The organism is Pseudomonas sp. FDAARGOS_761, from assembly GCF_013343155.1.
Lineage (GTDB): Bacteria > Pseudomonadota > Gammaproteobacteria > Pseudomonadales > Pseudomonadaceae > Pseudomonas > Pseudomonas aeruginosa.
Window position 1 is genome coordinate 1,304,446 of the sequence record NZ_CP054572.1, and the last position, 22,265, is coordinate 1,326,710.

General features: G+C 63.2%; 18 protein-coding genes and 4 pseudogenes. 10 read left to right on the forward strand and 12 right to left on the reverse strand.

Annotated features, from left to right (window positions below):
- Nucleotides 1-107: 107 nt before the first annotated feature.
- The 3 genes from FOC67_RS06245 to FOC67_RS06255 form a co-directional block, all read right to left on the reverse strand.
- Complete coding sequence (locus tag FOC67_RS06245; protein ID WP_003086532.1) at nucleotides 108-824, reverse strand: UTRA domain-containing protein; 717 nt, start codon at nucleotides 822-824, stop codon at nucleotides 108-110.
- 81 nt (nucleotides 825-905) lie between these two features.
- Entirely contained in the window at nucleotides 906-1,559 is a 654-nt protein-coding gene (locus FOC67_RS06250; protein WP_003086534.1) for an HAD family phosphatase, read from the reverse strand.
- Between the two features lie 67 nt (nucleotides 1,560-1,626).
- Entirely contained in the window at nucleotides 1,627-2,961 is a 1,335-nt protein-coding gene (locus FOC67_RS06255; RefSeq protein ID WP_003140556.1) for an MFS transporter, read from the reverse strand.
- A gap of 493 nt (nucleotides 2,962-3,454) precedes the next feature.
- Between FOC67_RS06255 and FOC67_RS06260 the strand changes: the two genes are divergently transcribed.
- Nucleotides 3,455-4,357 (forward strand): LysR family transcriptional regulator, encoded by a 903-nt coding sequence (locus FOC67_RS06260; RefSeq protein WP_009315466.1) that lies wholly within the window; start codon nucleotides 3,455-3,457, stop codon nucleotides 4,355-4,357.
- A gap of 4 nt (nucleotides 4,358-4,361) precedes the next feature.
- On the opposite strand, the gene FOC67_RS06265 is transcribed toward FOC67_RS06260, so the two are convergent.
- The 5 genes from FOC67_RS06265 to FOC67_RS06285 all read right to left on the reverse strand — a co-directional run bounded on the left by FOC67_RS06265 (nucleotide 4,362) and on the right by FOC67_RS06285 (nucleotide 10,797).
- The gene (locus FOC67_RS06265) at nucleotides 4,362-5,543 is read right to left on the reverse strand and encodes an iron-containing alcohol dehydrogenase (RefSeq protein ID WP_003133856.1); all 1,182 of its coding nucleotides are present in this window, start codon (nucleotides 5,541-5,543) and stop codon (nucleotides 4,362-4,364) included.
- Nucleotides 5,544-5,644: 101 nt separating this feature from the next.
- Nucleotides 5,645-7,135: an APC family permease gene (locus tag FOC67_RS06270; RefSeq protein ID WP_009315467.1), complete on the reverse strand. Its 1,491-nt coding sequence runs from the start codon at nucleotides 7,133-7,135 to the stop codon at nucleotides 5,645-5,647.
- Between the two features lie 259 nt (nucleotides 7,136-7,394).
- Complete coding sequence (gene toxA / locus FOC67_RS06275) at nucleotides 7,395-9,311, reverse strand: exotoxin A (protein WP_009315468.1); 1,917 nt, start codon at nucleotides 9,309-9,311, stop codon at nucleotides 7,395-7,397.
- 310 nt (nucleotides 9,312-9,621) lie between these two features.
- Complete coding sequence (locus FOC67_RS06280) at nucleotides 9,622-10,401, reverse strand: ATP-grasp domain-containing protein (RefSeq protein WP_003082336.1); 780 nt, start codon at nucleotides 10,399-10,401, stop codon at nucleotides 9,622-9,624.
- A 27-nt stretch (nucleotides 10,402-10,428) separates the two neighbouring features.
- Nucleotides 10,429-10,797, reverse strand: coding sequence for a DUF2195 family protein (locus FOC67_RS06285; protein WP_003082340.1), 369 nt, complete (start codon nucleotides 10,795-10,797; stop codon nucleotides 10,429-10,431).
- 462 nt (nucleotides 10,798-11,259) lie between these two features.
- Between FOC67_RS06285 and FOC67_RS06290 the strand changes: the two are divergent.
- The 9 genes and pseudogenes from FOC67_RS06290 to FOC67_RS06325 all read left to right on the forward strand — a co-directional run bounded on the left by FOC67_RS06290 (nucleotide 11,260) and on the right by FOC67_RS06325 (nucleotide 15,390).
- Nucleotides 11,260-12,125, forward strand: a pseudogene (locus FOC67_RS06290) (hypothetical protein).
- Nucleotides 12,126-12,463: 338 nt separating this feature from the next.
- The gene (locus FOC67_RS29905; protein ID WP_231279756.1) at nucleotides 12,464-13,123 is read left to right on the forward strand and encodes an S-type pyocin domain-containing protein; all 660 of its coding nucleotides are present in this window, start codon (nucleotides 12,464-12,466) and stop codon (nucleotides 13,121-13,123) included.
- A 32-nt stretch (nucleotides 13,124-13,155) separates the two neighbouring features.
- Complete coding sequence (locus FOC67_RS29910; protein WP_372242497.1) at nucleotides 13,156-13,329, forward strand: HNH endonuclease signature motif containing protein; 174 nt, start codon at nucleotides 13,156-13,158, stop codon at nucleotides 13,327-13,329.
- A gap of 1 nt (nucleotide 13,330) precedes the next feature.
- On the forward strand, nucleotides 13,331-13,594 hold the full coding sequence (imm, locus tag FOC67_RS06300) for a pyocin-S1/S2 immunity protein (protein WP_031627698.1): 264 nt from the start codon (nucleotides 13,331-13,333) through the stop codon (nucleotides 13,592-13,594).
- Nucleotides 13,595-13,692: 98 nt separating this feature from the next.
- Nucleotides 13,693-13,952: pseudogene (locus FOC67_RS06305) on the forward strand (hypothetical protein).
- Nucleotides 13,949-14,301 (forward strand): annotated as a pseudogene (locus FOC67_RS29815) (hypothetical protein); the annotation flags it as partial. The pseudogenes FOC67_RS06305 and FOC67_RS29815, both read left to right, overlap by 4 nt.
- Nucleotides 14,302-14,467: 166 nt before the next feature.
- Nucleotides 14,468-14,740 carry a colicin immunity domain-containing protein gene (locus tag FOC67_RS06315; RefSeq protein WP_083842339.1) on the forward strand — a complete coding sequence of 91 codons (273 nt, stop codon included), beginning with the start codon at nucleotides 14,468-14,470 and terminating at the stop codon, nucleotides 14,738-14,740.
- Between the two features lie 166 nt (nucleotides 14,741-14,906).
- Nucleotides 14,907-15,160, forward strand: a pseudogene (locus FOC67_RS06320) (colicin E3/pyocin S6 family cytotoxin).
- Nucleotides 15,157-15,390, forward strand: a complete 234-nt coding sequence (locus tag FOC67_RS06325; protein ID WP_019725958.1) for a pyocin S6 family toxin immunity protein — start codon at nucleotides 15,157-15,159, stop codon at nucleotides 15,388-15,390. Before FOC67_RS06320 ends, FOC67_RS06325 begins: the two are co-directional and overlap by 4 nt.
- 205 nt (nucleotides 15,391-15,595) lie before the next feature.
- On the opposite strand, the gene FOC67_RS06330 is transcribed toward FOC67_RS06325, so the two are convergent.
- The 4 genes from FOC67_RS06330 to FOC67_RS06345 all read right to left on the reverse strand — a co-directional run bounded on the left by FOC67_RS06330 (nucleotide 15,596) and on the right by FOC67_RS06345 (nucleotide 21,978).
- Nucleotides 15,596-16,150, reverse strand: coding sequence for a Bro-N domain-containing protein (locus FOC67_RS06330; protein WP_009315471.1), 555 nt, complete (start codon nucleotides 16,148-16,150; stop codon nucleotides 15,596-15,598).
- Between the two features lie 532 nt (nucleotides 16,151-16,682).
- Complete coding sequence (locus tag FOC67_RS06335; RefSeq protein WP_009315472.1) at nucleotides 16,683-17,216, reverse strand: transposase; 534 nt, start codon at nucleotides 17,214-17,216, stop codon at nucleotides 16,683-16,685.
- Nucleotides 17,217-17,575: 359 nt separating this feature from the next.
- Nucleotides 17,576-18,823, reverse strand: coding sequence for a ribonucleotide-diphosphate reductase subunit beta (locus FOC67_RS06340; protein ID WP_009315473.1), 1,248 nt, complete (start codon nucleotides 18,821-18,823; stop codon nucleotides 17,576-17,578).
- Between the two features lie 263 nt (nucleotides 18,824-19,086).
- Nucleotides 19,087-21,978 (reverse strand): ribonucleoside-diphosphate reductase subunit alpha, encoded by a 2,892-nt coding sequence (locus FOC67_RS06345; protein WP_009315474.1) that lies wholly within the window; start codon nucleotides 21,976-21,978, stop codon nucleotides 19,087-19,089.
- Nucleotides 21,979-22,265: the final 287 nt, after the last annotated feature.

Below are 22,265 nucleotides of genomic sequence, written 5' to 3' on the forward strand. Positions count from 1 at the left end.
AACCGCTCAGCGTCGACGCAGCGTGCCCAGCGGTCGACCAATGCGCTGGAAGCGGCGGGAAACCCGCCAGGCGGTCATGCATGCGCCAGGAACAGGACTGCGGAGCGCTACTCGGGCACCTCGACGTTGACCTGTAGCGCGTCGTGGCGCCAGTACTCCAGGTCGCAGTCGATCAGGCGGCCCGCCTGGTCGCGGTTGACCCGCACGATCTGTAGCGCCGGGCTGCCCACCGAGACCCGCAGCGGCCCGGCGGCCTCCGCCGGGAGGATGGTCGGGACCATCTCGAAGCGCACCCGGCCGTAGCGGATGCCGTAGTGGTTGGCGTAGAGATCGGTCAGCGAGCGAGTCAGGTCGAAGCGCTCGATGCCGGGAAAGTAGGCGGGATTCAGGTAGTGCTCGACGTACAGCACCAGCCGCCCGTCGACCCGCCGCGCCCGGCGGATCTGGAACACCCGCGACAGCGCCGGCAGCTCCAGGCGCTGGCAGATGTCGACGCTGGCCGGGATCATCGCCGCGCCGAGCACCTCGGTCTCCGGCACCCGGCCCTGGTCGGCGACCATCGCGTGGAAGTGGCTGCGCACCAGCGGGTTGTACAGCAGCCGCTGCGGCGAGACGAACCAGCCGCGGCGTTCCTCGCGGTAGATCAGGCCCTGGTCCTCCAACTGGCCGAGCGCCTCGCGCAGGGTGATGCGGGTGGTCGAGAACAGCTCGCTCAACTGCCGTTCGCTGGGCAGCTTGCTGCCGCGCGCGAGCAGGCCGCGCTCGATCTGCTCGCGCAGGGACTGGTAGATCACCGTCAGGGGTCGGGACGGCTCGTCGCGCATATCGACGCTTCTCCGCTGGGGCTCCGGGGGGCTACAGGGTAATGCTTCCGGGCCGCCGGCGGTATAGCGCGGCGCGCCTTCTCAGCGCCATTGCAGCACCGGCCAGCCGGCCTCGCGGGCGTGCCCGAGCAGCGCCGGGTCGGGGTTCACCGTGTGCGGCCGGTCGACCCGCGAGAGCAGCGGCAGGTCGTTGCGCGAGTCGGAATAGAAGGTCGCGCCGGCCAGCGTCTCGCCCTCCTGGGCCAGCCAGGCGTCGAGGCGACGGACCTTGCCCTCGCGGTAGGTGAGGGTGCCGCGGGTGCGCCCGGTGTAGAGGCCGTCGCGCTCCTCGATGTCGATCGCCAGCACCTCGTCCACCCCCAGCCGGCGGCCGATGGCGCTGACCAGGAAGTGCGCCGAGGCGGAGATGATCAGCAGGCGGTCGCCGGCCTGGCGGTGGCGTTCCAGGCAGCGCACGGCGTCGGCGTGGATGCGCGGCGCAACGATCCGCGCGACGAAATCCTCGACGGCGCCGGCGATTTCCGCCGGGGTGCGGCCGGCGATGGGCGCCAGGCTGAAGTCCATGTAGTCCTCCATGGCCAGCCGGCCCTCGGCATAGAGTTCCATGAGGCGGCGTTCCTGGTGCAGGAAGGCGGTTTTCTCGACCCAGCCCAGTTCGGTCATGTAGCGCCCCCAGAGGGTCGCGCAGTCGCCGTCGATCAGGGTGTCGTCGAGGTCGAAGAGGGCAAGTGGCATAGGCGGTTCCTTGTTCGCTAGGGATTGGCCCGGCGCGCCTGGCGCCGGGCGGTGGTTCGGAGAGGTTTCAACGCGGCTTGCCGGCCGCCAGCAGCGGCCCGCCGGCATGCGCCTTCGGTTCGACGCGGCGCGCGCCCGGCCGGCTGTTCCAGAACGGCACCAGCAGCAGGCTGGCGAGCAGCGCGGTGGCGGTGAACACGAAGAACACCGTGAGGGTGTCGAAGTAGCCCGGCAGCAGGCCGCCGAGGATCGCCCCGACCGAGCCGCAGCCGTTGACGAAGCCGGTGGCGGTGCCGGCCGCCTCGCTGGTGCCGAAGTCGATGGCGGCGGCGCCGCTGATCATCGAGTCCGGCCCGTAGAGGGTGACGCCCATCATGAACAGCAGGCCGACCACCAGGTACAGGCTGCCGCTCTGCATCGCCGGGACGAACAGCGCCAGGCTCAGGGTCAGCGCCGCCAGGCTGAGCACGCAGGCCGGCATGCGGCGGGCGCCGAACAGCTTGTCCGAGGCCAGGCCGATGAGGATCGGCCCGGCCAGCCCGGCGACCTCGAAGGCCGAAGGCACGATGGCCGAGGCGACCTTGCCGATCTCCGGCATGCGTTCGTAGATGATCACCGGGCCCCAGAGCAGGATCGCGTAGCGCGCCGGCTTGAGCAGGAAGTAGGCGATGCCGAGGACCAGCACGTGGGGATTCCTGAGCGCCTTCAGCAGGGCGCCGGAATGGCTCGGCCGGGGCGCGTTGGCGGGGGGCGCGGCCTCGGCCTCCACGGGCGGCAGGCCGACGTCCTGCGGACGGTTGCGCTGGAGGAAGAAGAACAGCACGGCCACCGCCAGCACCACTCCCGCCGAGGACAGGAAGGCCATGCGCCAGTCATGCGTCAACCGGTAGGCGCACCAGCCGGCGAACGGCGTCGCCACCAGCCCGCCGAAGGCGTAGCAGGTACTCCACAGGCCGAGCACGCGGCCTCGCTCGTAGGTGGCGAAGAAGGCGCCGATGTTCTTGCACAGCCCCGACCAGCCGGTGGACTGCGCCAGGCCCTGGACCACCATGCAGGCGGCGAAGATCGGCAGGGTGGCGAAGGTACCCATCGCCAGCGCCGCCAGCGCCGAGGTGAGCAAACCGCCGAGCACCACCACGCGGGTGCCGAAGCGGTCGGCGAACACCCCCCACATGAACTGGCCCACGGCGTAGGCGGCCAGGTAGAGGGCATCGAGATCGGCCATGGCGCTCTTGTCGAGTTCGAAGGAGGGGTCTTCGGCGATGCCGAGCTTGGCCACCGAGAAGGCCTTGCGGGTGAAGTAGAAGGCGGCGTAGGCCAGCCAGGTGATGACGAAGATCTGGATGCGCCAGCGCTGGAGCGATTGCCAGCCACGGTGCAGGGTACCGTTGTGGTTGTTCATGTGGGTCCCTATGGGTCTAGACAGTGCGGGGAGGTTGTTCTTGTTGTGCTGCTGCAAAGCTGTCCGGATGCATGGTCTAGGCCAGATGCCTTTTCCATGACTTTTTTCGTGCGCAAGGTTGGCTGTCGGCGCGCTCCTGCTCGGTCCTGCCGAGGCTGAGATGGATTGTGAAGGTGTGGCGGCGGTGCGTGGCGCCGATCCGGTCAGGCTGGGCCGGCTGGCGAAGGTCAATCTAGCACCGGGTATTTTTATGGTCTAGACCAAAAATAGAGCGAAACCATTCGATTTTTTCGGGGGATTGCCCGGTATTGGTGCGTTTTCTTGTCCTGGTTGCGCCTTTGGGTGGGACTTTCCCGCGTATTTTCAAGAAATTGGAATAGACCAGATTTTCGATGATGTGCCAGCGCCTCTGGCGCGCCGTGCGCCGCCGCTGGATGGCCGTGTGTCGCGGCGCTCGGCTAGACTGCGGGACCTCGCGCCGGATCGGACCGCCATGCTGAGAAACGTCACCGACCTAGACCTGCGTCTGTTGCGCATCTTCGCCTGCGTGGTGAAGTGCGGCGGTTTCACCGCGGCCCAGGCCGAGCTGAACATGAGCCAGTCGAACATCAGCATGCACATCGCCAGCCTGGAGAAGCGCCTCGGCTACCGGCTCTGCGAGCGCGGCAAGGGCGGCTTCCGACTGACCGCCAAGGGCCGCCGGGTGCTGGAGGCTTCGCGAACGATGTTCGACGCCATCGGCCTGTTTCGCGACCAGGCGCAGGCGTTGTCCGGACGTTTGGTCGGGGAGCTGTACCTGGGCCTGGCGGACAATCTCGCGACCTTGCCCCAGGCCCGTTTCGGCGATGCGCTGGCGCGCTTCCAGCGGCGCGACCAGGATGTCCAGCTGAACCTTTTCGTGAATTCGCCCACCGAGCTGGAACTGGCGGTGATCGAAGGCGAGCTGGACCTGGCGATTTCCTATTTCAGCCGTTCGCGGCCGAGCCTCGAATACCGCCCGCTGTATCGCGAAGAGATCGGCGTGTTCTGTGGCGATCGCCATCCGCTGTTCGCCGAGGCGCAGCCGACTCTGGAGCGGATCGCCGCCTGTGACTGGGTGATGCACGGCTTCCTGCCGGAAAACCTGGTCCTGCCGCTACGCCCGTCGCGCAGCCGCGCCACCGCCTACCACATGGAAGCGGTCGCCCATGCCGTGCTGGCCGGCACCCACCTGGGCTATCTGCCGACCCATTACGCCGAAGCCTGGATCGAGCGCGGGCGGATGCGCGCGCTGTTGCCGGAGCGGCTGAGCTATCCGGTGGAGCACAGCATGATCGTCTATGCCGGGCGCCCCCTCAGCGAAGCCGCCCGCGCCTTCATCGACGACCTGCTGCAGGTCCACGGCCTGGGGGCCTGAGCACTCAGGCGAGAGTCCCTGCCACCGCCTGGCGGTAGATGCGCGCATAATCCCGGGCATCGAGCGGTAGGGCGTTGGTCGCCGAGGAGGACAGGTCGGCCAGCGCCTGCTCGCCCACCCATTGCGCGTCCTCGCCATCCAGGCCGAGGGCGGCGAGGTTCGCCGGGATGCCGATGCGCGCGCGCAGTTCGAGGATCCACGCCAGCAGGCCGTCGAAGCTCGCTTCGTCGAGTTCCAGGTAGCGCGCCAGGCGCGCGGCGTCGGCTTCTATCGCCGGGCGGTTGGCCAGCAGAACGTAGGGCAGCAGCACGGCGTTCAGCAGGCCGTGGTGCAGGTGATGGCGAGCGCCCAGCGGGTGGGCCAGGGCGTGGACCCCGCCAAGCCCCTTCTGGAATGCCACCGCGGCGCTGGCCGAGGCTACCAGCATGCCTTCCCGGGCGGCGAGATCGTTGCCGTCGCGCACGGCGTTTTCCAGGTGCTGCCTGACCAGGCGCACGCCTTCCAGGGCGATACCCGCCGACATCGGATGGTAGAGCGGCGAGAACAGCGCCTCCAGGTGATGGGTGAGGGCGTCCATGCCGGTGGCGGCGCTCAGCGCCGGCGGCAACCCGCGGGTCAGGCGCGGGTCGAGGAATACGCAGGCGGCCAGCAGCTCGCGGTGGCCGACGACCCGCTTGATGCCCAGTTGCGTGTCGGTCAGCACCGCCTCGCGTCCCAGTTCCGAGCCGGTGCCGGCGGTCGTGGGCAGCGCCAGCAGCGGCGGCAGGCCGAGCGGCGGGTAGTCGGCGAGGGTCGGATAGCTGCGCAGCGTCTGTGTCCATTCGAAGCGTTCGAGTCCGTGCGGATCGCGGCTGAGCAGGGCGATTCCCTTGGCCGCGTCGAGGGCGCTGCCGCCGCCGAGGGCGATCAGCGCGTCATGCCCGCCGGCCTCGAAGCGCCTGGCGCCGCCCTGGACTTCAGCGAGGCTGGGGTTGCTCGACAGTTCGTGGAACAGGTCATGGTCGATGCCGGCGCGTTCCAGGCACTCGCGCACCAGGCGCAGGGGCTCCAGGGCGAGCATGCCGGGATCGGTGACCAGCAGGGGCCGGCGTGCGCCCGCCAGCGCGCAACGCCTCGGCAGTTGTTCCAGGGCGCCGACGCCGCAGAGGATATCGGTGGGGTAGTTCCAGTAATGCAGGTCGCTCATGGCGATGCTCCGTGAAAGCAGGATGAGCCGGGCCCCGCCGGGCGCGAAGCCAGCGTGCGGGAACAACCGGAGGAGACGCCGGAACGGCCGGCGCGTGCGGGTCAGTCCGCCGGCGGAGCGGCGAAGCTGAGGCTGGTGGCGATGCGCCGATGCGGCTTGGCGATGACCATGTAGAGCAGGCCGAACGCGGCCAGCGCGGAGAACACCACGACCACCGCCCAGACCTGGAACCAGGGCGCGTCGGGCGGGGCGAGGCTGGCCCGCGGCCAGGCGACGTTGAGCGCCTCGAACGACAGCCAGGCGACTGCCAGGACGTTCACCGCCAGCCCCGCGCGTCCCAGGCGCAAGGCGCCCTTGTCCGGGTCCCAGCGGCCGACGAGGCGGGCCCAGAGGGCGCAGGCGGTGACGATCAGGAAGACCACGAAGAAACCGCCGCTGCCGAACGCGATCAGCGTGCCGACCGCCGTGGCGTTCAGCCCCAGGGCCAGGCCTAGGCTGGCCAGCAGCGTGCTGCAGACCATCGCCGCCATCGGCACCTTGCGCCGGTCGACCCGGCGCAGCAGGGCGGAGCCGGGCAAGATGGCGTCGCGCGCCATGCCGAAGATCGCCCGGCCGATGTAGGTCTGCACCGACACCACGCAGGCGACGAAGGCGATCAGCACCACTGCGACGAAGGGCCGCTCGGCCCAGGCGCCGAAGGCGTCCACCACCGCCGGGGTGACCGGGTCGACCACCTGGCCGCTGACCACCGCGCCGATGTCCTGGTAGGACAGGGTCACGGCGAAGGCGGTGAGCATCACGGTGAATCCCACCACCAGCATCGAGCGCAGGATCGCCCGGGGTGTGGAGACGCGGGCATCGGTGGTTTCCTCGGAAATCTGCGAGCAGGCGTCGAAGCCGAGGAAGGCCCAGCCGCCCACCGCCAGCGCGGTCAGCACGCCGTCCAGGTAGGCACCGTCCGCACCGCCTGTGCCGCCCGGGCCGCTGAACAGCAGGTCGAGCGGATGGTTGCGGAAGAACAGCAGCAACAGCACGCCGATACCGATGGAGGCGATGGCCTCGGCGACGATCCCGGCATTGACGAAGTACTTCAACGGGTTGATCCCCAGCAGGTTCACCGCCAGGCCCAGCGCCAGCAGCAGCGCGCCGCAGAGCACCTGGCCGTTGGCCGACGGCGGCGCGCCGGTCGCCAGCAGGCCGAGCCAGAAGCCACCGAGGTAGGCCACGGTAGTCAGCGAGGCCAGCGCCGAAGCCAGGTAGAGGAAGCCGGTGAACCAGGCCAGGCGGTCGCCCACCAGGCGCCGCACCCACTGGTAGCAGCCGCCGGCCAGCGGAAACTGCGAGGACAGCTCGGCGTAGACCAGCGCCACGCCGAACTGCAGCAGCAGGCACAGCGGCACCACCCAGACCCAGGAGGGGCCCATGCTCATGGTGCCGAGGGACATCACCGAGTAGATGCCCACCACCGGCGAGATGGTGGCGAAGCCGACGGAAAAGGACGACCACAGGCTCAGCCCGCGCTCCAGTTCCTGGCGATAGCCGTGGGCCGCCAGCAGGCGTTCGTCGCGGGAGGCATCGCGGAGATCAGTCATGGCGGTCTCCGGGCGAGCGCTGCGGGGAAGGGGAAAGGCGGATGCCACCGATGCGATGGGTGAGCATGGAGAGTCCTCGTCGGCTATTGGAATTGTTATGGCCGCTTCCGGGACGAGCGAAAGCGTGGCAGACGCAGGTTAGGCGGATTACCTATCAGGATGAATTCATATTCGATTGGGCTGGCATCAGGAAAACCTGATGTATGGCCAGGCCCCGAGAAGGCCGGCTCCTGCGAAGGGAGCCGGCCGGTCGCGGCAGTTACTTCAGGTCCTCGCGCGGCGGTTTGCCGGGCTGGCTGGCGTAGTCCGGCAGGGCGCTGATCGCCTGTTCCTTGTCGGGGATGCTGGACGGGTCGAGGTCGCCGCCGACGTTGCGCGGGTCGGTGGGGATCGCCGAGGGAATCACCACGGTGCGCTCGGCCAGCGGCCAGCCGAGAATGGTCTCCAGGCGCCCGCCTTCCTCCTCGGGGCCGGTGATGGCGTCCAGGCGCAGCGGCAGCGGATGGCCGATCAGCCGTTCGACCTCGCCCGCCGCCTCCGGCGCGGCCAGGGTCAGGCCGGTGCGGTAGAAGCCCGGCAGGCTCGAGCGCGGCACATAGACCCGCAGCAGGGCACCGTTGCGGATCCGGCCGCGCGCGTCGGGTTCCTGGTCCTGGGCGTAGCCGTAGGCCAGCGCCGGATCGCCGGCGATATAGAAACCGCGCCAGATCGCGTCGAGGTCCTGGCTGCGCGCGCGCACCCCGCCGAAGACGATGCTTTGCGCCGCTTCGAGGAAGGTGCCGTGGTAGCCGACGAACACATAGCCGCGCTCCTCCAGTTGGCGGTGCGCCTGGAGCAGCCGCTCCACCGTCCAGTTCTGCGTGCCGCGGGTGCTGAAGCTGACGTCGCCGCCGTCGCCGAGGAACTCCGCGCCAGTGGGATAGTTGCGCTCCAGCAGGGCGTCGCCGCTGTCCGCCGGGCCCGCGCATTCACCGACGGCGACCGGGCAGGTCAGGCTCACCACGTCGGTGCTGGCCGCGCCGGCCTCGTCGTTGCCGGTGCCCTGCCGGACGAAGCGCTCGCTCTCGGCGGCGGCCAGGGTCAGGGCCAGACGGGCCTGCTCCGGCTGCTCGCGGATCGCTTCGCCCAGGTCGCCGCCGCTGCCGGGGCTGGCCAGGGCGTTGCGGATCACCTGGTCGACCTGGTTCCACGACAGCCGCGCCGCCAGGTAGAGGGCGACCAGCCGCTGCACCGGATAGCCGCACTGCTCCAGTTGTTCCCAGCCGCGCGGCTGGCGATGACGGGTGAAAGTCTCCAGCGGCAGGTGGCAAGCCTGGTGCGCGGTCAGCGCGGCCAGGCTGCCGCCCTCGGGGAAATGCAGGCGATGACTGATGACCGTGGGCTTGATGTCCAGGTCATGCTTCGCCGGGTTGCCGGCGAGCACCCGGTAGATCTTGCCTTCCCAGGTATCGTCGAGGTTGCAGCGCTGCTGGGCGAGGTAGTTGTAGACCCCGTCCAGCGGGTCGAGCAGGCACAACACCTTGCCGCTGGCCCATTCGCTCCAGCGCTTTTCCCGGCGCGGCTGGGCCTGGGCCATGACCACGCTGACCCCGGCATGGCTGATGGCGAGCGTCGGCTGCATCTCGTTGCTCTCGTGCGCCCTGACGAAGAAGGTGGCATCGCGCGCCAGCTTCGCCAGCAACTCGTCGCCCATCTCGATGGTGTAGATCGGCGACATGTGGCTGAGCTGGTTGCCGGCGTTCAGTTCGTGGATGAACACCTTGATGTTCGAGGGCTTCTCGTGGCCGATCGGTACCAGCCAGTTCAGCGACCAACTGCCGCGCGCCTGGCGCGTGTAGCTGTAGCGCACCGGCTTGTTCGGCTCGACGCCGCCTTCGAGGCGGATGGTCAGGCCGTCGCTGGTGATGCTGAGGGCGTTGTCGATGGCCAGCTTGAGCGCGTCGTTGCCGCCCTCCAGGACCATGGAGTAGTGCAGCACGCCCTGGCCGTTGGTGTCGGCGATGGCCGGGTCGACGCTCATGCGGCTGGAACGCACGCCGTCCTTGAGGTCGAGCACGCAGGCCTTGGCGCATTCGTTCCAGAGGTCGAAGGCTTCCTCGGCGGCGGACGCGGACAAGCCGCCGGCGAGCAGGCCGAGGCTGGCGACCAGGGGGATCCAATGGGGTGTCAGGTGCATCGCGATGGCTCCTGTGATGGGTGAAGGATGAGGCTGATCGAGCGGTTGGTTTTTCTTGTCGGGCGAGCCGGCGGAGAGCGGCGGGGCGTCTAGGGTGCGGGATGCGGGGAGGCTGGCGGGGAGCGGAAGAGGGCTTTTATGGGATTTATGAACTGGATTGCAGAGTGGAAGAAATATCCATGGGCGAGGGGACGGACAACCGTTCCTGGGCTTCGGATGAGAGTAAGTGGTCGAGGCACTGCGCGAGTGACGAGCCCCCTCGGGATCGATCAAGGGGAGCTTGGTCGGGTTGGGATTGCAGCGGTTCCGACTATGCCTGTGCCAGCATCGCCGCGAAGCGTGCGGCGGGCCATTGCTTGCGGTCGGAAACCTGGCCATCGCCGAGTTCCATCAGGCGCAACTCGCCACTGGTCGACTCGACCACGTCGACGGAAAAGAACGGGCAATCGATACGTTGTGCCACCTGTTCCACTAGCGGCGGGACGGTATCGAGACGCCCGTGAGCGCGGCCGTGAAGAACGAAGTAGCGTTCCTCGGTTTCCGCACGCAGCGCCTCGAACTCCCGAAGGCATACACCGCCTTCGATGGTGCCTCGATAACGCTCGATCGAATCGAGGACTTCCCGCACTTCCGCAGCATTGGTGGCCTTCGAGCCGCGCTGGGTGGTCAGGGATTTCACATGGTCCTTGACGAACCAGGCGCGCCACGGGCTTTGCGCCAACACTGCCTCGAAGTCGGCGTTCCTGGACAGGAACAGGGTCGCCGGCGTGAGGTCCTCACAGAGCGGATACCACTCCGGCAAGTAATGGCAGTGCCGATATTGCTGTGGACTGGTCAGGGGCCGTCCGCCAGCGACGAGGATCGCGCCGTGCAGGCGAGCGTAGTTTTCCGGTGTGAGCATCCAGCCGCGATACAGCACCTGGGTGTTTGCCGGAAACTCCGGGCGGGCGCGAAAGCGTCCACTCTCCAGTTCCTCGTCGCAGAACAGCGAACAGGCCAAGCCTGCCGAACGGGCCGCGTCATATTCCTCGGCGAAGAGTTCATCGACCGCGTTGCTGCGGTCGGGGGCGGAGGGGTAAAGCAGGTGCATCGCGAACCTCGCTGGGTCGGTGGATGGTCATTCGGCGACGGCGCAACCAAGACGTACCACGAGCGTGCTGTCGGCCGCCAGTTGCGCATCCGCTGCCAGCGTTAGGGTACGGGCGCCTTCGTAGCGACCGTCGAGCAGACCTTCCTGAAGGACCTGTGCCTTCGCATTGGCATGCATGGCCAGCAGCCGATATCGCACCAGCGCTGAGGTACAGCCGCATTCGCCGGTGGAGCGCCGGGCCTCAAGGGTGAGTGGCAGGTGCAACTGGCCCTCCGCCGTGTGCGGTGCACCGAGCCGGGCGGCGAGGCAGGCGGAGAGGGCATTGTCGAGCGTCGCCGCGTCGGCGAATGGGGCGGCCAGGCAGAGGCTGCCGAGGAGCAGAGCTTTGGCGTCCATGTCGGGGTTCCGCTGGGGATGGAAAGGGCATCATGGCTGAGGTGGCTTTATTCGTCGAACGATGGCTGGCCCTGCCGGTATATCGGCCAGGACTTCATGCGCTGCGGAAACGGCCTGACCAAGTGCAGCGGCTTGCAATCAAAAACGCTGGGCTCGCAATCAGCGTGGTTTTGTCCGGAAGCTCGCGAAGGGGCGGCATGGATGAATTTTGAAAGTGGGAGTTCGTTAATGAACTGAAGGTATGCGGCTTCCGTGACTGGCCGGGGTAGATGAGGTGTGCGTTCAGGAAATGACCGTTTGACGCAGGCGCGATTATAAGAGGCGAGAGAGCGCACCTTCTGGATCATCTAAAAGTTGATTGCAGTGTATTGCCGATGCATTGGGGCTTATTGACTGGGAGAGGGTTCTCTAGGTGGGAGTCGCTCAATACATTACACTTTCAAATTAATGTAGGGGCGATCTATGGCTGTCAATGATTACGAACCTGGTTCGATGGTTATTACACATGTGCAGGGTGGTGGGCGTGACATAATCCAGTATATTCCTGCTCGATCAAGCTACGGTACTCCACCATTTGTCCCACCAGGACCAAGTCCGTATGTCGGTACTGGAATGCAGGAGTACAGGAAGCTAAGAAGTACGCTTGATAAGTCCCATTCAGAACTCAAGAAAAACCTGAAAAATGAAACCCTGAAGGAGGTTGATGAACTCAAGAGTGAAGCGGGGTTGCCAGGTAAAGCGGTCAGTGCCAATGACATCCGCGATGAAAAGAGTATCGTTGATGCACTCATGGATGCCAAAGCAAAATCGCTAAAGGCCATTGAGGATCGCCCGGCCAATCTTTATACGGCTTCAGACTTTCCTCAGAAGTCAGAGTCGATGTACCAGAGTCAGTTGCTGGCCAGCCGAAAATTCTATGGAGAGTTCCTGGATCGCCATATGAGTGAGCTAGCCAAAGCGTACAGCGCCGATATCTATAAGGCGCAAATCGCTATCTTGAAACAAACGTCTCAAGAGCTGGAGAATAAAGCCCGGTCATTGGAAGCAGAAGCCCAGCGAGCCGCTGCTGAGGTGGAGGCGGACTACAAGGCCAGGAAGGCAAATGTCGAGAAAAAAGTGCAGTCCGAGCTTGACCAGGCTGGGAATGCTTTGCCTCAACTGACCAATCCAACGCCAGAGCAGTGGCTTGAACGCGCTACTCAACTGGTTACGCAGGCGATCGCCAATAAGAAGAAATTGCAGACTGCAAACAATGCCTTGATTGCCAAGGCACCCAATGCACTGGAGAAACAAAAGGCAACCTACAACGCCGATCTCCTGGTGGATGAAATCGCCAGCCTGCAAGCCCGGCTGGACAAGCTGAACGCCGAAACGGCAAGGCGCAAGGAAATCGCTCGTCAAGCGGCGATCAGGGCTGCCAATACTTATGCCATGCCAGCCGATGGCAGCGTTGTCGCCACCGCCGCAGGCCGGGGTCTGATCCAGGTCGCACAAGGCGCCGCATCCCTTGCTCAAGCGATCTCCGATGCGATTGCCGTCCTGGGCCGGGTCCTGGCTTCAGCACCCATCGGTGATGGCCGTGGGCTTTGCCAGTCTGACCTACTCCTCCCGGACTGCCGAGCAATGGCAGGACCAAACGCCCGATAGCGTTCGTTACGCCCTGGGCATGGATGCCAACAAGCTGGGGCTTCCCTCAAGCGTAAATCTGAACGCGGTTGCAAAAGCAGGTGGTACCGTCGATCTGCCGATGCGACTGACCAACGAGGCACGGGGCAGCACGACGACCCTTTCGGTGGTCAGCACCGATGGTGTGAGCGTTCCGAAAGCCGTTCCAGTCCGGATGGCGGCCTATAACACCGCGACAGGACTGTACGAGGTTACGGTTCCCTCTACGGTCGCAGAAGCACCGCCGCTTATCCTGACCTGGACGCCGGCGAGTCCTCCAGGAAACCAGAACCCTTCGAGTACCACTCCGGTCGTACCGAAGCCGGTGCCGGTATATGAGGGAGCGACCCTTACACCGGTGAAGGCTACCCCGGAAACCTATCCTGGGGTGATTACACTACCGGAAGACCTGATCATCGGCTTCCCGGCCGACTCGGGGATCAAGCCGATCTATGTGATGTTCAGGGATCCGCGGGATGTACCTGGTGCTGCGACTGGCAAGGGACAGCCCGTCAGCGGTAATTGGCTCGGCGCCGCCTCTCAAGGTGAGGCGGCTCCAATTCCAAGCCAGATTGCGGATAAACTACGTGGTAAGACATTCAAAAACTGGCGGGACTTTCCGGAACAATTCTGGATAGCTGTGGCTAATGATCCTGAGTAAGTAAACAGTTTAATCCTGGTAGTTTAGCTGTAATGAGAGATGGAGGTGCTCCTTATGTCAGAGAGTCAGAACAGGCTGGCGGGAGAATAAAGATCGAAATCCACCACAAGGTTCGAATAGCAGATGGAGGCGGCGTTTACAATATGGGGAACCTTGTTGCAGTAACGCCAAAACGTCATATAGAAATCCACAAGGGAGGGAAGTGATATGAGGTCCAAGATTTCCGAATATACGGAAAAAGAGTTTCTTGAGTTTGTTAAAGACATATACACAAACAATAAGAAAAAGTTCCCTACCGAGGAGTCTCATATTCAAGCCGTGCTTGAGTTTAAAAAACTAACGGAACACCCAAGCGGCTCAGACCTTCTTTACTACCCCAACGAAAATAGAGAAGATAGCCCAGCTGGAGTTGTAAAGGAAGTTAAAGAATGGCGTGCTTCCAAGGGGCTTCCTGGCTTTAAGGCCGGTTAGTTGGCCATCAACAAGCCCCGTTTCGACGGGGCTTGTTCCATGTTGACGCTGCTCTATCTTGACAGTCTGTCCTGAATATTCTTGAAGACAATCACATTATGAGCCGCAACCACCGCAAAACACCCATCGTCGGGCGCACGAGCTGCCGTAGCGAGCTCTCCACGTTGGCCAGCAGCCCACCTCTCCCTACTGGAAAGTCAGGTCAATAACACTGGTGCCACGTAAGGATGGGCGTTCCTACTGGCCCCTCATACGCCAGGCTGCTACGGCAGATCGTGTCGCTAACCTCAAGGGACACAACCCGCAAGAACGCGCGTCCCTGAAAAAGCGCCTGCTGCGCAAGTGGATGAGCAAATGAGTACATCCAACATCCAGGCATTGGCCAGCACTGGGCACAGCTCGCCAAAGAAGCGGGATTCCGAGCCGACTATGACAGCACATCAACGCCAGAAACACATCTGGCCTGCGGAGTAACCCAAGAGTGGATTCGAGAACACATCGTTGCCACCAACGATATGCGCCTGTTCGGCCTGCTGCATTTGCTGGGTCAGGCATCGTTGCGCATGGAGCAAGCGTTGTGGCCGGAAGATTACGAGCGGATGACTCGTAAGGTCAAGGGAGTCCAGCGGGAAGCTGAAGGCGACGCCAAATCGTACATTTATGAAGAAGTCATGCAGATAAGGCAGGAGCGCTTCGATAAAGCACGACATAATTTGCAAGGGGTTTGTCATAGGTATCAAGGATCCAATTATTTTACAGTCCTGATACTAGTATTGTGGTTGTTCTCAAAGAGGATGGAATGTTTTTGTCAGGGTGGTATCTTGAGCCAGGAAGCAGACAGGAAAAAACTATTTTGAGAATGAGGTGATTTAAATGAGCATGGCACTTATTGATCTTGCAAGAAAATTTTTGGATGGATCGTTAAGCGGAAAGAGTTTCACAAAAAAATTCTTTGAAATGTGGCGTAGCGAAGGTGCGTCAGGCTTGCTGAAAAAGGATGATGATAATCTTGGCGCTTGCCTCAGGCTTATGTTTGGAATGGCAGATTGTTTCACGGATGGACCGAAGGATAATGATGGTGAGATAAATGAAGTGGAGCTAAAACAGGAGGTTAGAGAACTCTTGAAGAAGTATAAATATATCTAGTTGATAGTATTTTATACTCCAGTATACAGATCAGGCGAAGTCAATTTATGGGCTACGCCTGCTTCTTAGCCAATTCATGCTTCGGGAGCAGATGTAATTCGCCGGATTGTCAGTTAGTGCGTCAGTCGCAAAGTGCGTGAGTCTGCGATGTTGAATTGAATGCTTTGTGCATTACTATCCTGCTCCGGCAACACTACCTGCCTTCCCCGACGCCTTGAGAGCTAAGCCAAAAACTTCTATTCAAGGTGGTGGTGGGTTGCGGAAGCGCTGGAAGGATAAAAAGGGAATATCTATAAATGGGATTCTCAGCATGGCAGTTTTGAGATGTATGACAAGAGAGGGCGGCACTTGGGAGGGTTTGATTCTAATACTGGTGCTCGCACGAAGTCTGCTGATCAAAAAAGGAGTGTAGAAGCATGACTGTATTGATTTCTGGGTACCTACCATCGGGAAATGATGAGTCCTTGAAATATGAAAAAATTGTTCCTTTCGAATATATTTCGCAAGTTATGGAGGTGATGCGTTGGAAGAAGGGTGAGAATATTGAGGGTGAATATCCTATTAAGAATGATGATGTTGTAAGGATTGAGGAGGTTATAGGCGAAAAGCTTCCGGTTGGATTGGAGTATTTTATTGGGGTTTACGCCTAACTATAGATTGTAGAGGAAGGCCCTGCTGTATGGGGCTTCTTTTTCAAGTTAAAAATATTCTATATGGCAATAGAGTGCTCTTCCTTGGCCTGATAGTTGTAAAGAAAGAGAGCGTTACTGGAAAAACCTAGATTTTTAGTGGTCATGAGGGAAAAGATCACTCTGTTGCTTCAAGCCCTGACTCCTTTCAGGGCGTATGACGGGGTCAGGCCCGGATCAGCGGGCGTGGGCTGTCGAGGAGTTGGGGGCAGTCGCAGAGGGGGATCCAGGTCTTACCTTGCCAGTGCAGGGTGTCGATCTCGGCGGTTTTCCAGTGCAGCACGGCGCGCTGGGGCGTGGCGTTGGGGTGGGACTGGCTGCGCAGGCGTGGCAGCACCGAGCCGCTGACCCAACGGCGCAAGCCTCGCGCCGCGCCAGGCACTGCGAGCCAGAGCAGAGCGTAGAACCCGGACTCGCTGACCAGGCAGTCCTGGCGTGGCCCGTGGCGTTCGTCATGGAGCCAGGCGAGCCGCCACTGATCGGTGTCCAGATGCCGCTCCAGCGCATGACAGAGGGCGAACAAGCGCTCGCGCTGTTCCGTCGTCGCCAGCGGCCACGGCGCCTCGTCACACAACGCCGCCGGCGCCCGACCGCCCAGGTAACGGCCCAGCAGCCGTACCAGGTCGGAGAGCACGAACCAGCCTTCCTCATCCAGCAGCACGGCGCGCAGGACCCGATGGTGGTGGGTGAAACGGCTGGGGTGGAGGAGGGTGTCAGACATGGCGCACCTCCGGGGAGGTGGTGTTGGTGTCGTGCCGCGAGGGGATGAATGGGGTGGGTTGAAAAACGAATGGCATACGCATTTCCTCAATGGAATACACCGCTACTTTCGGGAGCGGTTTGCCGCTGGGTGGTATGCGTTCTTAGCGCCGAAGAATGATTATGGAGCGCACCGATAGCGGTCAACGGTAGGGCGAATAACTGCAAAGCAGTTATCCGCTGATTCTCTGAAGCCATTGCTTGTACATCGACTTGACGAAGTTCTTTCAATCCCCCGATGCTCGGGCGTTACAGGAAAATCCTGTGTAGTTGCGGATAACGCTTCGCGTTATTCGCCCTACCTCTTCCAGAGAAACATCCGACGCTCCGGTCCGCCCCATCAGGAGGCCGAGCGGAATCGTCGTATAGGAGGTCGAATGCAGGGGCAAGCGCTTTGGTTACTTTCTCGGGGCTGGCCATCCTGCGAGGCCGAGAAAAAGACTTGGTAGCCGGGGTAGAGCGAGTAACGGCACAGCCGTTATCCGCCAGCAGACTCAAACCCGCTCCGCCGCTCGGACCTCCAAGGAAGGATCACCGGCCCAATCCTCGGGATAAAGCCCTTCAGCCACGGCCCGGTGGAAGGTGGAGAAGGGCCAATCCTTGACCGCCGTAACCAGCCCGTGTTTCACAGGGTTGAGATGGATGTAGTCGAAATGGCGCCGGTAGTCCGTGTCATTGCGAATCAGGTGTTCCCAGTAGCGCTGTTGCCAGATGGCGCGTTGTCCTCGCCGCCGTTGCGCGAGGGTACGTGATTCGTGGCAGGGGATGCGTCGGGCGAAGCCGGACTTGATGACCTTCCAGCGGGTGGCGAAATCAGCGTCGTCGGGCGGCAGGGTCCAGAGGCAATGCATGTGCTCCGGCAGCACGACCCAGGCATCGATGCGGAAGGGGTGCCGGCGCCTGGTCTGGGCGACCACGCGGCGCAGCAGGTCGATTTCGCGGGTCAGCAGGTTGGAGCGGCGGTCATGCAGGGTGACTGTGAAGAAATAGGTGCCGCCGGGGACCCAGGTTCGTCGGTAGCTTGGCATTGGGGATCGTCCGTGTATCCAGAAGGATTTCGGAGCGTACCGTGGCCAGCCGGCGGATAACGCTGCGCGTTACTCGCCCTACGGAGATTTCAGATTGAGCGAATGGTTGGGCATGTTTTTATTTCTTGTTTTCTAGGGCTGTTTGACAGTCCTCAAATAGTCTGTCGATGGTGTCTTGGGGATAGTGAGCTTGGCACATATCTTCTATTTGATTTGGTGGATTAACTTGCTGAACACCTTGGGTTTTTATTTCTCTTTAATGAAGAACCCCGCACAAGGCGGGGCTCTTCATCTCTACCACTGTCCCGAAATCCCTTTCCGGCGACAGCGTCTAACGGTCTTGACCTAAATCGAGAATCTCAATCCCAGCTCAGTGCTCCGCCCGTCTGGTACTCGATAACCCGCGTCTCGAAGAAGTTCTTCTCCTTCTTCAGGTCCATGATCTCCGACATCCACGGGAACGGGTTGGTGGTCCCCGGATACTCTTCCTTCAGGCCGATCTGGGTCAGGCGCCGGTTGGCGATGAACTTCAGGTAGTCCTCCATCATCGCCGCGTTCATCCCCAGCACCCCGCGCGGCATGGTGTCGCGCGCGTATTCGATCTCCAGCTGAGTGCCCTGGAGGATCATCTGGGTCGCCTCGTCCTTCATCTGGGCGTCCCACAGGTGCGGGTTCTCGATCTTGATCTGGTTGATCACGTCGATACCGAAGTTCAGGTGCATCGACTCGTCGCGGAGGATGTACTGGAACTGCTCGGCGGTGCCGGTCATCTTGTTGCGGCGGCCCATGGAGAGGATCTGGGTGAAGCCGCAGTAGAAGAAGATGCCTTCCAGCACGCAGTAGTAGGCGATCAGGTTGCGCAGGAACTGGCGGTCGGTTTCCGGGGTGCCGGTCTGGAACATCGGGTCGGAGATCGAGCGGGTGTACTTCAGGCCCCACGAGGCCTTCTTCGCCACGCTGGGGATCTCATGGTACATGTTGAAGATCTCGCCCTCGTCCATGCCCAGCGACTCGATGCAGTACTGGTAGGCGTGGGTGTGGATCGCCTCTTCGAAGGCCTGGCGCAGGATGTACTGGCGGCACTCGGGGTTGGTGATCAGGCGGTATACGGCCAGCACCAGGTTGTTGGCGACCAGGGAGTCGGCGGTGGAGAAGAAGCCGAGGTTGCGCATGACGATGCGCCGCTCGTCCTCGCTGAGGCCGTCCTTGCTCTTCCACAGGGCGATGTCGGCGTTCATGTTGACTTCCTGCGGCATCCAGTGGTTGGCGCAACCATCCAGATACTTCTGCCAGGCCCAGTCGTACTTGAAGGGGACGAGCTGGTTGAGGTCGGCGCGGGCGTTGATCATCTGCTTGTCGCCGACCTGCACGCGCGCGGCGGAGCCTTCGAGATCGTCCAGGCCTTCCTGGATGTCGAGGTCGTTCAGGGCCTTCTTGGCGCGGGCGACGGCGTCGGAGTCGTCGGCGGAAACGGCGCGCGCTTCTTCCACCGAGCCGGCGGCTTCGTCGTCCAGCTTGTCATGGCCCTGGGCAACGGCCTGGGCGGCGGCGGGCGCGGCCTTGGCTTCGGTCGGGTCTTCTCTGTCGAATTCGTCCCAGCTCAGCATCTTGCTCTCTCCTGGTCTGGCGGCCGTCTCGGCGGCCTGGATATGGGGCGTGAGGTGCACGCGAAAGCGGTGGTCCGGCACGGTCTGGCCGGGCCGTTCTTCTCCCCCGGAGGGAAGAAGGGGATTGTTCCTGGCCCTGGCGAGGGGCCTTGCGCTGCCAGCGTGGCGCTGGACGAGCGACCGTCAGGCGCCGGGCAGGCCGGACTCACGGGAGGAGTCCGGCTTACCCGGCCACGACACGGACGCCGTTCAGCGACGCGCGATCACTGGCAGGCTTCGCAGTCGGGGTTGTCGATGCTGCATGCCTGCGGCACCGGCGCCGGCTTCGGCTCGGCGGCCGGGGCGGCTTGCAGGCCGTCGTTGCCACCGGCCGACACGGCGTTGAGCTTGCCGGTGTTGATGGTGGACTTCTCGGTGCTGGTGGCGGCCAGGGCACGGAGGTAGTAGGTGGTCTTCAGGCCGCGGAACCAGGCCATGCGGTAGGTCACGTCGAGCTTCTTGCCCGAGGCGCCGGCGATGTACAGGTTCAGCGACTGGGCCTGGTCGATCCACTTCTGGCGACGGCTGGCGGCTTCGACGATCCAGCGGGTCTCGACTTCGAACGCGGTGGCGTAGAGGTCCTTGAGGTCCTGCGGGATGCGCTCGATCTGCTGCACGGAACCGTCGTAGTACTTCAGGTCGTTGACCATGACCGGGTCCCACAGGCCGCGGGCCTTGAGGTCGCGCACCAGGTAGGGGTTGATCACGGTGAACTCGCCGGAGAGGTTCGACTTCACGTACAGGTTCTGGTAGGTCGGCTCGATCGACTGCGAGACGCCGGTGATGTTGGCGATGGTCGCGGTCGGCGCGATGGCCATGATGTTCGAGTTGCGGATGCCTTTCTGTACGCGCTCGCGCAGCGGCGCCCAGTCGAGGGTTTCCGACAGGTCGACTTCGATGTACTTGGCGCCGCGCTCTTCGATCAGCTTCTTCTCCGAGTCGATCGGCAGGATGCCTTGCGACCACAGCGAGCCCTGGAAGGTCTGGTAGGCGCCGCGCTCGTCGGCCAGGTCGCAGGAAGCCTGGATCGCGTAGTAGCTGATGGCTTCCATGGACTGGTCGGCGAAGGCGATGGCCGCGTCCGAACCGTAGGGGATGTGCTGCAGGTACAGGGCGTCCTGGAAGCCCATGATGCCCAGGCCGACCGGACGGTGCTTGAAGTTGGAGTTCTGCGCCTGCGGGACCGAGTAGTAGTTGATGTCGATGACGTTATCGAGCATGCGTACCGCGGTCTTGACGGTCTTCTCCAGCTTGGCGGTGTCCAGCTTGCCGTCGACGATGTGGTTGACCAGGTTGATCGAGCCCAGGTTGCAGACGGCGATCTCGTCCTTGTTGGTGTTCAGGGTGATCTCGGTGCAGAGGTTCGAGCTGTGCACCACGCCCACGTGCTGCTGCGGGCTGCGCAGGTTGCACGGGTCCTTGAAGGTCAGCCACGGGTGGCCGGTCTCGAACAGCATGGAGAGCATCTTGCGCCACAGGTCCTTGGCCTGGACGACCTTGTGCAGCTTCAGCTTGCCGTAGCTGGCCAGGGCCTCGTAGTACTCGTAGCGCTCCTCGAAGGCCTTGCCGTAGAGGTCGTGCAGGTCGGGGACGTCGGACGGCGAGAAGAGGGTCCAGGAGCCGTCGTCGAAGACGCGCTTCATGAACAGGTCGGGGATCCAGTTGGCGGTGTTCATGTCGTGGGTACGACGACGGTCGTCACCGGTGTTCTTGCGCAGCTCGAGGAATTCCTCGATGTCCAGGTGCCAGGTCTCCAGGTAGGCGCAGACCGCGCCCTTGCGCTTGCCGCCCTGGTTGACCGCGACCGCGGTGTCGTTGACCACTTTCAGGAAGGGCACGACGCCCTGGGACTTGCCGTTGGTGCCCTTGATGTAGGAGCCCAGCGCGCGCACCGGGGTCCAGTCGTTGCCCAGGCCGCCGGCGAATTTCGACAGCATGGCGTTGTCGTGGATGGCGCCGTAGATGCCCGACAGGTCGTCCGGTACGGTGGTCAGGTAGCAGCTGGAGAGCTGCGGACGCAGGGTGCCGGCGTTGAACAGGGTGGGGGTGGAACTCATGTAGTCGAAGGACGACAGCAGGTTGTAGAACTCGATGGCGCGTGCCTCGCGGTCCTTCTCCTCGATGGCCAGGCCCATGGCCACGCGCATGAAGAAGATCTGCGGCAGTTCGAAGCGGATGCCGTCCTTGTGGATGAAGTAGCGGTCGTACAGGGTCTGCAGGCCGAGGTAGGTGAACTGCTGGTCGCGCTCGTGATCGATGGCCTTGCCCAGTTTCTCCAGGTCGAATTCCTTCAGCTTGGCATCGACCAGCTCGAACTCGGCGCCTTTCTCGATGTAGGCCGGCAGGGCCTTGGCGTACAGCTCGGCCATTTCGTGATGGGTGGCGCTCTCGGCCACGCCGAGGAAGCCCAGGGCTTCGGCGCGCAGGGTGTCCATCAGCAGGCGGGCGGTGACGTAGGAGTAGTTCGGCTCGCGCTCGACCAGGGTGCGCGCGGTCATCACCAGGGCGGTGTTGACGTCCTTCTCGGCGACGCCGTCGTAGAGGTTCTTCAGGGTCTCGCGCTCGATCAGCGCGCCGTCCACCTCGGCCAGGCCTTCGCAGGCTTCGCTGATGACGGTGTTCAGGCGGCCCATGTCCAGCGGCGACAGGCTGCCGTCGGCGCGGGTGATGCGGATGCTCGGGTGCGGCTGGGCGACGTCGCTGGCGGCGCCGGCGTTCTTGCGCTCGGCGGCGCGGGCTTCGCGGTAGATCACGTAGTCGCGGGCGACCTTCTGCTCGCCGGCGCGCATCAGGGCCAGTTCGACCTGGTCCTGGATCTCTTCGATGTGGATGGTGCCGCCGGACGGCATGCGGCGCTTGAAGGTGGCGGTGACCTGCTCGGTCAGGCGGCGCACGGTGTCATGGATACGCGACGAGGCGGCGGCGGTGCCGCCTTCCACGGCGAGGAACGCCTTGGTGATGGCCACGGTGATCTTGTCATCGGTGTAGGGGACTACGGTGCCGTTGCGCTTGATCACGCGCAGCTGGCCCGGCGCGGTGGCGGCCAGATCCTGCGACGAATCGGCGGCCTGCGGCGCGCTGGCCTGCGGGTTCTCGCGTGTGGTGTCGGTATGCATGGGTGGGTATCTCCACGTTCTCGTAATGGTTTTGCTAGCGGGCGCCGGGGCGCCCATTCCCTTGAATCGATAAAGAGCCGGGCAGCCGGCCTCGCGGCGGCTGCTTCATTCGAATGCTGAGGGTGGGGACTGTGCGTGCCTCCCTGGCCCTGGCGGGTTCGTGGCGTTTTGCCGTCGAACACAATACCTAGTGGTGTTGACTGTCTGTTTACAGCGTCCGTTGCAACACCCGTACCGCTTTTCCATCGTCATGAAGGGCTCCTTGCGGTGAGCGCCGTCGATGCTTT